Source organism: Craurococcus roseus (assembly GCF_039523795.1).
Taxonomy (GTDB): domain Bacteria; phylum Pseudomonadota; class Alphaproteobacteria; order Acetobacterales; family Acetobacteraceae; genus Craurococcus; species Craurococcus roseus.
This window is the reverse complement of the sequence record NZ_BAAAFZ010000073.1, coordinates 1-11,471: the sequence shown is the minus strand read 5'-3', so window position 1 is coordinate 11,471 and position 11,471 is coordinate 1. Positions and strand designations below refer to the sequence as shown.

The window sequence follows — 11,471 nt, the reverse complement described above, 5'->3', positions numbered from 1 at the left end:
GCCCTGGAACTTCACCATCGAGCGTACAGCCGCGTAGATCGGCTGACGCTTACGGAGGCAAGCGCCGCGCGCGCTCCTCTCCAACTTCTAGCCTGCGGCTCGCGCCTCTCTAACCTGTGCACGGCGCCCGGCGCCCGGCGCCCGGCGCGCCGCGCTCGCCAACGCCGCCGGGGCGTGGCCGCCAGGAATCCGTCACCGATGGCGCTGAGCCGACGCGTACCGGGGCCGTGGCACAGCCTCGCGCCGGCGGCCTCCTGCCGTGCCGGGCGACGCCCGGCGGAATCCGAACCGGCGGAGCGCGCCAGCCGCCCGGACGGCAGCCGGGCCGTCAGGGGGGTCCTGTATCTTGTGGCGCGCTCCGGTCGCCGGAGCCATCGGGCTCGCCGGCGATCATGTAGCCGAACCCCCGCACCGTTTTGATCAGCGGCGTCTCGCCATCCGCGTCGATCTTCTGCCGCAGGTAGCGGATGTACACGTCGACCACCTTCGTCCCCGGGTCGAAGCTGATCTCCCAAACGTTGCTGAGCAGCCGTGCGCGGCTCACCACGGTGCCCGCATGGGCCATCAGGTAAGCCAAGAGGGTGAATTCCCTGGCGGTCAGGGCGATCTCGCGGCTGCCGCGCCGGACCTGCTTGACGCCGGGGTCGAGGACCAGATCCGCGACTCTGAGCACCAATTCCGCAGCGGGTTTGGACGCTCGCCGGAGCAGGGCGTCGATGCGGGCGACCAGCTCGTCGAAGGCGAAGGGCTTGGTCAGGTAGTCGTCGGCGCCGTCCTTGAGCCCATCGATCTTGTCCCTCACGCCGTCCTTCGCCGTGAGCATGAGCACGCAGCAGTCGCGCCGCTCCAGCCGGAGCGTCCGGCAAACCTCGAGGCCGTCCATCCCGGGCAGCATGCGGTCCAGGACCACCAGCGGGTAGGAAAGGCCGCGAGCCATCTCCAGGGCCGTCTCGCCGTCCGTGGCGAGGTCGACCGTGTGGCCCTCGGCTTCAAGCCCGCGTTTGACGAAGCTCGCTATCCTGGGGTCGTCCTCGACCATCAGAATCTTCGCCATCCGAAGCCGCCTCCGCCATTGGGACGCGCAGTCGGACCTCCGTGAAGCGGCCCTCCCCGCTGATGATGGCGATCTCGCCGCCGTGCTTCTCGACCAGCCATCTCGCGATGGCAAGGCCGAGCCCGCTGCCCTGTTGGCTGGACGCATGGGGCGCGCGCCCCCGGTAGGAGCGATCGAAGACGTGCGGCAGTTCTTCCGCCGGGATGCCCTCGCCCTCGTTCCGCACAGAGATTTCGGCGTGGCCGTCCGCGGCCGCCACTTCGACGGTCACCGCCCGCCCCGCAGGGGAGTACTTCACGGCGTTGTCCAGGAGGATGGTGACCGCTTGCTTGAAGCGCTGCGGATCGGCCTCGATGCGCATCGGCCAGGGCGGGTACTTGGCCTCGATCGTGAGCCGGTTGCGCCGCCGCAGCACCTCCACCTCGCGCACCGCCTCCGCGACGAGGCGCGGCAGGACCGTGGGCCGCATCTCGAACCGGAGCGTGTCGGTTTCGGAGCGCGAGATAAACAAGAGGTCTTCGACGAGCCGCGTCATGTCCGAGGCCTGCGCGACGATCCGCTCGAGGGTGTCGCAGTAGACCGTCTCCGGCTTGGGGCCGTGCCGGAGCGCGATCTCCGCCTCGCCGCGCAGCACCGTCAGCGGCGTGCGGAGCTCGTGGCTGATATCCGCGAGGAACCGGATCCGGAGCTTGTTGATGTCGGTCAATCGCTTGTTCGCGGCGGCGAGTTCCGCGGTCCGCTCGGCCACCTGCCGCTCCAGCTCCGAACGCGCGCCCAGCAGGAGTTTCCGCTGCTCCTCTTGCGTGGCGGCCATCGCGTTGAAGCGCCGCGCGAGGGTGCCGAGTTCGTCGCGGCCGTCGTAGTCGATGCGGTGGTCGAGGCGTCCCTGGGCCACCGCTTCCGTGCCGTCAGCCAGGAGCATGATGGGGCGCCGCAGCGACCGGGCGATCAACATGCCCGAAACCAGGCTCGCCGCGATGGCCATCAAGGTGACGATCGCCGTCGCCAGCGCGAGCCGGTGCCACAGCTCGTCCGCCCTCCTCTCGGTCCGGCGCACCTCCTCCTCCTCGTCGAGGATCGCGCCGGTCAGGAGAGCGTCGAACTCCACGTCGAGGCGGTTCTCGATCTCCCGGCGGAACAGAAGGATGGCCTCGTCCTGGCGGCCCTCTTCCCGGAGCTGGGAGGCGTGGGCGACCGCGACGTTGATTTCCTGGTAGAGCGTGCGCATCCGATCCAGCCGGTGCAGCCCGTCCAGGTCCTCCTCCCCCTCCTGGCGGCCTTTGAGGAAGCCGAACTCGCCCCTGATAACCCCTTCGACCCTCCCGAATCCCGCCTCCAGCTCGGCGCGGGCGCCCAATAAATCCGGCCGCTCGGGCTCCCCGATCAGAAGGAACTCGGCGATCTGCTCGGCGAAGCGGTTCGCGTTGCTCTTCAGCGCGCTGATGGCCGCGAGTTCGTGGTTCGTCCACTTTACACGCTTCTGGTAATAATCCGTGGACCACATGGCGTAATAGACCATTGCGGCCATCGCCAATATGGCTGCGCTGATGGCCGCCTGGAGCAACCGAACGCGCAAGGCGATGCTCATGTGGACGCGGGGCTCGCCTCCATGGCGGGTTCCGCAACGCAACGACCAAGCCGGTGTTCGCCCACCTGGATTTGGAACGCGTGTTTCATCCGCACCTCCAGCACCCTCCGCGACGCGCTCACCCCGGCCGGCCTCTCGGCCGGCCCCGTGCGAGGACGCCCACAGGGGCGATGTGGCCGCCATCGGGGCCGGCTCTCCGGTGTCGCCAACATACGGTGTCACGCTATCCGGTGCTCCGACGGCCATCAGGTTAGAAAAAGGAGAGAAAGCCGAAACTTGCCCGCGTGTGGCGCCGCGGGCCCACCCAGTCGGCCACAGCCGGCGGGCGCCGACTCAAGGGGACCTTTCCGCGGCCTCCGAGTTGCCGGCCGCGAGGACGCGCCTCGCCGGCTGGAAGAGCAGCACGGCGTACACCTCCGTCGCGACCGCGAGGCCGATCCGGACGGCGAGCAGCACGCCGACGCCCCAAACGCTCCAGAGCAGGCCGGCGAGGAGCGGCCCGGCGATGGCGCCCGCGTCGTCCGCCGCGTCCAGCCAGCCCATGGTCCGGCCCCTGCTGGCGCGGTCCCGGCCGGAGATCTCGGCCATCAAGGCGCCCCAGGCGGGGTTGAAGGCGGCCTTCCCGGCCTCATCCACGGCCTTGCCGACCGCGAAGCCGGCGAAGGAGGGGAACAGCAGGTAAACGGCTGAGGCGGCGATGTTGGCGACGCCGCGGGCCATCAACACCAGCTTCCGGCTCACGTTGTCGGACAGCCAGCCGAAGGCCGGCCCGGCCAGGAGCGTCACCGCGGTCGCCAGGAGATAGAGAACCCCCGTCTCGGCTTCGCTTAACCCTCCGTATTCGACCGCCAGGATGGGAAACAGGCTGCGGAGCATGTTCGCCGTGCCGCTGAGCATGAAGCCAAGCCCCATGACGGGCCACAAGCGGGCCGGGGGCATGCCCGCCGCCCCCGCCGTCCCGCCCTGCCCGGCAGGCGGTCGCGCCGTCGCGTCGCGCGCCGCTTCGGGGGGCGCCGCCGGGAGCCACCGGACAACGGCGATCAGCGGCAGAATGGAAAGCAGGAACGCCGCCAGGAAGACCTGGGGGAAGTTGGAGGCCGTCAGCGTGAGCAGCACGCCCGCCAACGCCTTGCCCAGCGCGCCCGCCGCGCTCGTCGCCGTCTTGTACCACGCGAAGGCGGAGGCCACGCGGCGCTTGCCGCCGTGCTCGGCGATCAGGGCGTTGATCGAAGGGTCGCGCAGGGATTTCGCCACGCCGCGCGCCGTTTGCAGCCCGAAGAGCTGCCAAGCCGTGCCGGCGAAGGCGAAGAGCAGCGTGAGCAGGCTCCTCCCCGCGATCGCAGCGACGGCGCCCCGCTTGTGGCCGATCCTGTCGGCGAGGTGGCCGGCGTAGGGCTTGAGCAAGATGGCGACCGCCATGTTGGCGGAGACCAGGACCGCGATCTCCGCCAGTTCCATCCCCAGGGATCGCGCGTAGAGCGGCAGCGCGAAGGCCATGACGCCGAAGGCGAGGCGCGACAGGAACGCCTCGCCGACGATGGCGAGCATGGCGGGGCTGGTGAGCCGCCCCCCGGCGCCGTCGCTAGGCATGCTGCTGCGCCTCTTCCGGTGCCCGGACCTCCCCGGCGTGGAGGAGCGCCTGGATCGCCGCGGCCCCGCGGTCCAGCGCCCGGCCGTCCCGCGGATGGTGGACGCTGTAGTGCAGCGTCGCCTCGCGCACCGCGGCGTGGCGGTCCTCCGTCAGCGCGGCCTCGACCGCGGCCCCGAGGCGGCCGACCTCGTCGCAGACCTCCCCGCACCGCCAGAGGTAGGTCAGGCCATACGGATCCGCGGTGGCGCGCAATTCGGCCGGCCGCGGGTTCAGGAACACCATCGGCCGGTTGAAGTAGAGCCACTCGTAACCCGCGGCGGAGATGTCCCCGATGAAGAGGTCGGCCTGCGCGAACCACGGCATCACGTTCCCGGAACGGACGAGGCGGACGCCCGGAACCCGCTCCAGCCGCTCCAAGCGCTCGACGACCGAACGGTCGAAGTGGGGCCGGTCGGGATTGAAGATGTTCGGGTGCGGCTTGACGATGAGGTTGTGGCGATGCGCCAGGTCCGCCACCGCCGCCGGCCCGTCCAGGAAGCGCTCGACGGAGCTTATGCCGCCCTTGCGCCAAGTCGGGCAGTAGACGAGCGTCTTCCGGCCGTCGGTGAACAGCGGCGGCGCCGTCGGGAAACGGTCGAATTTGGGATAGCCGACCATGGCCCAGCGGATGCCGCGATTCCGTTCGTGGGCGAGCAGCCGGTCGATCTGGCGCCGGCCCGCGCACAGGCAGAGCGCGTAGTCGCCGAAGTCCCTCTCGTAGGTGAATGGCTTGTCGGACATGCCGTGGAAGATCTGCACGACGCGCGTGGCCGGGTTGCGGGGGCCGGGGCGGTCCTCCGGCCGCAAGAAGCTCGGCGTCAGCACCACGTCGCAGTCGTCCACGCGCAGGTCCGCCGCGAACAGGCGGGCGTAGTCCGCGATCTCCGGGGGTGTCTCCTGTCCGGACGGGGGGCGTGCCACGATGATGCGGTTCTCGACCCCTGCCACGCGCATGAAGTGGTCGAGGTAGGGCTTGATGGCGGCGAAGTAGTGCAGGTTCCCGCTGTGCCGCAGGAAATAGCCGATGAGGGTCCGCCGCCCCGTCACGACGCCAGCCTTTCGGAGGCGGGGAACCGCCGCGCGAGCCAATCCATCGCCGCATCGGTCGCGCGCCCCGGATTGTAGAACAGGTCCTTCGCTATGGCCCGTCGCACATCGGCCAACCGCCCGGGATCGGCCAGGGCCTCGATCGTCGCGTCGGCGGCGTCCTCGGCGCGCTCGACGACCACGCCGCCCTTGCGGCCCCAGCCCTCCAGGTCCAGCGCGGCCCCGCTCTCGCGCGACTCGCGCAGGAGCTCCGGCACGTCGAGGAACAGGATCGGCCGGTCCAGCAGCGTGTACTCGTTCGCCACCGAGGACGCGTCCGTGATCAGAAGGTCGCTCAGCAGCAGCAGCGGGACCACGTCGTGGTCGCGCGCCAGCTTCGTGTGGGGGCCTTCGAGCGGTGCCAGCTCTGCGAACCAATCGCGGCCGTTCTTCGGGTGGTCGTGCGGCTTTATGAGCAGGTCGAAGTGGCCGCAGGAGGACAGGTCCCGGATGACGGCCTCGCCCATCGTTTCGAGCGAGTTGTGGGCCTCTCCCGTGGGCGCGTAGAGCAGGACGGGCCGGCTCCCGTCGAAGCCGTAGCGCGCGAGCAGCGCCGCCCGATCGAAGTTCCCCGCGACCAGCGGGTCGGTTTTGGGGAAGCCGATCGGCACGCCCCGCCGATCGGCCTCGGCCAGGAGGCCTTGCTCGGCGAATTTCCGCCGCATGTAAGGGCCGATGAGGAACAGGGCGTCATAGTCCAGGCTCTCGCTCCGGACCGCCCGGTTGCGGAAGGAGACGCCGTGGAACATCTGGACCAGCGTGCCGAAGTTGCCGCGCGGCGCGATGATCCGCTTGTTGGCCGAGAACAGGACGTCGAAGGTCCGCGACTGGATGGCCTCCACCGGCAGGATGCGGCCGTCCGGTACGCCTAACGGCCGGTAGAGGCCGGCGCCGTCGTAGGCGAAGGCGCCGGCGGCGCCGGTGCGGAGCCCGCCGGAGACGAAGACCTCGGTGTCGGGCCGGCGGGCCAGCCGATCCCAGATCGGCCGGAAGCAGAGGAAGTGGACGGGCGCGTAGCCCGTGAACAGGACGCGCGTCGTCATGGCGCCGCGGCCTCCGCCGGGATGGATGCGGCGGCGCTCCGCCGGGCCTTCCGCGGCACGCCCGGAGCGCTGGCGCCCAGCACGCGCTCGGCTTCGGCGACCATCAGCTCGAGGTGCCTCGGCCAGCCTTGGCGGAGCGTGCGCAGGGATGAGATCTTCGCGCGGAGGAGGAGCGCCGCCGCGATATGCCAATCGAGGGTCGGTTGGTTGATGGCGGCTCCACCGGCCGCCTCATACGCCCGCAACAGCGCCCCGACGCAAGCGGAGGCGTCGGCCTCCGGCAGGTTCCTGAGCCGAACGACATAGAGGAAATGGGCGATCAGCCGCCCGAGGTCGAAGTGCGCGTCGCCGGACGACCAAGCGTCCCAATCCACGACGCCGACGCGCCGCCCTTCCGGAGCCCGGTCGTTGTAGAGGATCTGGTCGCCGAAGAGGTTCCCGTGGATCGGGACGCGCGACGCGTCGGCGAGGGCGGGCGGCCGGGCGAGCCGCTCCAGCAAGGCGTCGAGCCGCCCGGCGAGTCCGGGGAGGGCGCGCCGAACGCCCCGCATGTGGCGCCGGAGGTCGGCGAACTCCCGCTCGGGGGACCAAGTGGAAACGGGCCGCGTGGCGAGGCGGTGCAGGCTCGCCACCGCCTTGCCCACCTCCGCGAACGCCGCCGGACGGCACGCAGGCATCACGGCCGTGAAGCGGCGGCCCGGCAACTCGGTCATGATCATCGTGTGCAGTTCCGGGCTGTAATGCACAGGCCGGGGCACCGCGAAGCCCAACTCGCCGTGCTCGGCCCTGGCGTGGAGTTCCCGCAGGTTCAGGGCCGCCGCCGCCGCCGCCGGGCCGTCGATGAGCTTGACGTAGTGGCGTCGCCCGTCCGCGGCGCCGTCCCAGACCAGGAGAGCCCGTTTCAGGGGGACGTAACGCACCAGCGTCGGCCCGCGCGCCGAACCGCAGGCGGCGGCCAATTCCGGTGCGCGGGACAGCAATCGCTGGAATCCCGCCGGGTCCAGCAACTCGCGCAGCTCCTGCAGGTTGGGCGCGTTCGGCAGCGCCCAAGCGACCAGGTGCCGGTCCTCGATGTGGAGGCACGGCGGTCCGTAGCAGCCGGGCAGTTCCGGACCGGCGCAGGCCTGCGCTTCCCGGCGCGCCGCTTCGGGATCGGCGAAGACGTGCAGGAAGAGGTTGAGCGTCACGGGCGGCGAGCCTGGCCGGCCCGGCACGAGAGTCACTTCCGCCACGACGCGAGCCCGTTCGAAGGGCTTGTAGTTGATCAGGCTTGGGCGAACTTCGACGTCGCCGGGTCGGACGCGCGCCCCCTCGCTCCAGGCGTCGGCGAAGGTCGTCCCCGGCTGTGCCGGGGAGCGGCGCCGGCCGCGCAGCCATTGGACGGTCCGGTGAATCGGGTCTTGGCGGTAGCTCATGCGATGTCCTCCGGCCGCGCTTGGGGCGCTACCCGATGCTCAGGCGGCGAGGCGCACGCTCGGCGCCAACGCGTGGGCGATGTGCCGCCAGACCTGCGTGCGGGCCCGCTCGAGGTCGTCCGGGAAGTCGATCTCGATCCACGGCAGATCGGCGACGTTCACGCCGCGCAGCGGCACCGAGCGCGCGGCGCGTTCCACGGCCCGCGCCATCCAGGCGTTGCGGTCGCCCTCGGCCAGGACGCAGGCCGCCTCCCGGAACAGCGTTTTCGCGGCCGCGGAGTCGAAGTGGAGCACCCCGACATTCTCGCCGTGGGTCCGGTCCGCGGGCAGCGTCTTGCTCATGGCCTTGAGGCGGCCGTCGCCGGCCAGTTCCACCTTCATGTGCTCGTCCGCATCGCCCGAGGAGGAGTCGTAGAGGAAGGCGCTGCCGGGGGCGTCCACGAGCCGTTGCAAGGCCAGCGGGTGGATCAGAACGTCGCAGTTCATCACCAGCATCGGACCGCTGACACGCCCGCGGCAGAGCGACAGGGAGTACAGGCTGTTGGTGTCGCTCCAGTCTTCGTTCCGGATCACCCGGGCACGCCCGCGGACGGCCCGACGCACGTCGTCATGCCGGTATCCGGTGACCACCGAAACCCGTTCGATGCCGGCCATCTCGAGCGCCCGCAACTGGTGCTCGATCAGCGGCGCCCCACCGACCTCGGCGAAGCATTTCGGCTTCGCTTCCGTGAACTGCTTGAGGCGGGAGCCGCGGCCGGCGGCCAGGATCACCGCTTCGGTGGCGTTGCGCGCGGCGGGCAGGACGGTCCGGAGACCGTCTGCGGCGGCTTGGTCGAAGCTGATAGTGTTCCTGTCCATCACGTTGCTCCGGGTCTGTTCGGGGTCGCTGCCGCTACGGCGCCTGCCGGCGACGGCGAAGCCGGGCATCCCCGGCCAACGCGACCGACTGCCGGCAACGCCCCTCGGGCGATGCCGGTGTCGATCCGCGAAGATCGGGTGACGGCTTGGTTGCGGTGATATGACAGTCCCGGTTTGACCGACGCATGAGCCGGGATAGAACTGACGCAGCCGGGGATTAGACGGCGCGAAGCGTCAGATTAGAGTCAGGTTAGTCGTTCGGCTTTCGAACGGCGCTCAGCCCGGCCGGCGGCGCCGGGCCGAAGGACGAAAGCCTACCGCTGCCGAAGATTTCCGGCGGTCCGGCGTCGCCGGGCCGGAACCTTGGGCGGCCCGGGCTGAGTGCCGCTTTCAGTCAGAAAATCGTCTGTAGCCGCAGCCCGATCGCCTGGAAGCGCAGGGTCCGGTCTTCCCCTTCGGGCACCGCTTCGCCGATCTGGTACTGCAGCGTCAGCCTGAGGTCATCGGCCGGGTACCAGTTCGCCCCGGCGGTCCAGATGCCCTGCCGGCCGCCGCGGACGTCCCTGTGGTCCAGGTCGAGGCGGCTGTAGCGCAGCCCCACTTCGACCGCGCCGAACGCGCCGGCCCGCGGATCCAGGCCGGCCACGGGCCTAGGGCGGTCCCAGGCGCCGCGCGAGCCGCGCCAGGCGCGCGGGCGGCCGGTGAGGACATAAGCCGCTTGGGCGTACCAGCCATCGAATTGCGCTCGCGGAAGGCCGCCCGGTCGGTCCACCAGGATGCGGTGGTACTCTCCTTGTGCCCAGAAGCGCCCTTGGGAGAAGCCCAACTCCACACCCTCGGTGCGGGCCCCGCGGGCGGGCAGCGCCCCGGTGTCCAGCAACCGCTCGGTCCCCGGGCGCAACTCGGGCCGCTCGTCGATGTCGACCGCGCGCCTGCCGCCGGACAGGGAGGGCGTGAACACCCATGACAGGGAAGCGCCGATGTGCAGCACGGCGCCCCCGGCATGCAGCGGCGTGCCGGCCAAACGGACCTGGGCGCCGCGCTGGCGCTCGTCGCCGCTGACGTTAGCGTCGCCCCCGGTGAGGTACGCGGCGCCGAACACGCGTTCGGCCCCCGCCTCGACCCCGGCGGCGTAGCGGGCCGAGCCGCCGGCGAGGGACGAGGCGGCGCGCGCCGCCGCCGCGCGCTCCAGGAACAGGATGTTGTTCGAGCTTTGCGAGTCCTCGAGCGTGAAGCGCGGCTTGATGGCGCCGGCGATGAAACGGAAGGGCTCGAGCCCGACATAGGCCAGGCTCAACCGGCTGAGGCCGGTGCGCTCGCTTGGGTAGCCGGCGAAGTTCCAGCGGAAGGCGTACTCGAAATCGTGGAACAACCGCCCTTCGACGCCGATGCGCGCGCGCCGGAGCGACGTTTGCCCGCGCGGTCCGACGCGATCCCCGTCCGGCCCCAAGACGTAGGCGCCGTCGAAGTGGATTCTGCCGGTCGGGCCGATGGAGAAGGCCCCGTCCGGCGTGGCGAATTCGAGCCGCTCGGTCCACCCCATCACGCGCGGCGGCCCTTGGCTGCGCCGGCTCCCGCCGCCTTCCGCCGATGGAGACGCCTCCTGGCAGAAGGCTTCCGAGGCGACCAGCGCGGCCCCTGCTGCCGCGGCGGTCAGGAGACGGAGCCTCGAAGGGATTTGGCGCTTGCGCCGCTGCCGACGGCGTGTCGGCGGTGGCCCGACCGCCTCGCCGTCGTGGCGATCGAAGGGAGGGCACGAGGCCCAGGTTTCTCGGCGCGCGGACCGTGTGCGTGCTTCTCCAAGCTCCTCGCTGCCCGGCACGACCGCGGACGGGCGAGTGCCGCCTCGCTCGGTGGCCGACGGCCCGGCCGGACCCGCCGCGGCGGTGCCGCTTCGGCGATCGCGGCCACGGGCCACGGTGAACGGCTCAACCACGCCCGGACCCGTTTGGCCGGACGACGCCTGACGGCGGCACCGCCGATCGGCGGCGAGGGTTGCCGCTGGCGAGGGGTCTCCATTGGAGCGTCACCCTGGTGCGGCCACCTTCCGATCCAAGACGGCGCGCGGCGCCGAGGAGGGCGACTCGCCAGGACGATACACCCCGGTTGCCTCGACGCGCGGGGGGGCGGCAGGCGGACGCGCCGTGGTAGACCGTCCAGGCGCGGCTCCCGCCGACCTTGAAGCCGTCTCCCAGCAGGACGGGGATGCCGTCGAAGGCGTCGGAATGGACGAGGTCCGCACAGCCGCTCGATCCGATCGAAGGCCGGATGGGCTCCTCGGGTCGCGCTTTGACAGAGCTTCCAGTGCCCGCATGGCTCCCCGTCGGTCCGGTCGGAGGCAGAACCGCCGCGGCTGGGCCGTCGAGGTCGAGTTCGGTGCCGCTGTTCGCCACTGTTCTCCTGGTGGGTTCGGGATTGCGGTCCTCGGATCGGGCCTGCCGCCGCCCGCCTCGCTCGACCTCCAGGCGGGCGGCGGCGGCACCCATTAGAAAAGTAACGGTCACATGGCCGGTGGACGACGGTTCGATGGCAGACTTACGGCGGACATGGTTGGGCCGGGGTGTGGGGCTGGATAGGACTACTCTACTCGAAGGTTAAATCGCGGCGAGCGCCAGGTTAGCGCATGGTCAGACTTCTGGGGTCGGAACGTTCGCCCGCTCCCGATTCACGCCCTGGGCTGCTGCCGGTCTGATAGACGTTGAGTTTAGCTCACCCGCGCCTGTTTCTCGAACTCCATCGGGCTGAGAGGGTGTCCGAGAAGCCCGGCGCCGGTGGTGTAGTCTGCCCCCTGGCGGCT

At 70.8% G+C, this 11,471-nt stretch carries 8 protein-coding genes; all 8 read right to left on the bottom strand.

Translation table 11 applies throughout. The features are described 5' to 3' along the window. Positions 1 to 328: 328 nt before the first annotated feature. The gene (locus ABD067_RS21730) at positions 329 to 1,054 is read right to left on the bottom strand and encodes a response regulator transcription factor (RefSeq protein WP_343897501.1); all 726 of its coding nucleotides are present in this window, start codon (positions 1,052 to 1,054) and stop codon (positions 329 to 331) included. Next, entirely contained in the window at positions 990 to 2,642 is a 1,653-nt protein-coding gene (locus tag ABD067_RS21725; RefSeq protein WP_343897500.1) for a sensor histidine kinase, read from the bottom strand. The genes ABD067_RS21730 and ABD067_RS21725 overlap by 65 nt, the downstream gene beginning before the upstream one ends. Positions 2,643 to 2,975: 333 nt before the next feature. Continuing rightward, a complete protein-coding gene (locus tag ABD067_RS21720) occupies positions 2,976 to 4,232 on the bottom strand; it encodes an MFS transporter (protein ID WP_343897499.1) in 1,257 nt (418 codons plus the stop codon). Beyond that, a complete protein-coding gene (locus ABD067_RS21715) occupies positions 4,225 to 5,319 on the bottom strand; it encodes a CDP-glycerol glycerophosphotransferase family protein (protein WP_343897498.1) in 1,095 nt (364 codons plus the stop codon). Before ABD067_RS21715 ends, ABD067_RS21720 begins: the two co-directional genes overlap by 8 nt. Next, complete coding sequence (locus ABD067_RS21710) at positions 5,316 to 6,401, bottom strand: CDP-glycerol glycerophosphotransferase family protein (protein ID WP_343897497.1); 1,086 nt, start codon at positions 6,399 to 6,401, stop codon at positions 5,316 to 5,318. The genes ABD067_RS21715 and ABD067_RS21710 overlap by 4 nt, the downstream gene beginning before the upstream one ends. After that, positions 6,398 to 7,816 carry an aminoglycoside phosphotransferase family protein gene (locus ABD067_RS21705; RefSeq protein WP_343897496.1) on the bottom strand — a complete coding sequence of 473 codons (1,419 nt, stop codon included), beginning with the start codon at positions 7,814 to 7,816 and terminating at the stop codon, positions 6,398 to 6,400. The genes ABD067_RS21710 and ABD067_RS21705 overlap by 4 nt, the downstream gene beginning before the upstream one ends. 39 nt (positions 7,817 to 7,855) lie before the next feature. Beyond that, the gene (locus ABD067_RS21700; RefSeq protein ID WP_343897495.1) at positions 7,856 to 8,674 is read right to left on the bottom strand and encodes a phosphocholine cytidylyltransferase family protein; all 819 of its coding nucleotides are present in this window, start codon (positions 8,672 to 8,674) and stop codon (positions 7,856 to 7,858) included. Positions 8,675 to 9,068: 394 nt separating this feature from the next. Beyond that, a complete protein-coding gene (locus ABD067_RS21695) occupies positions 9,069 to 10,217 on the bottom strand; it encodes an OprO/OprP family phosphate-selective porin (protein WP_343897502.1) in 1,149 nt (382 codons plus the stop codon). Positions 10,218 to 11,471 lie beyond the last annotated feature (1,254 nt).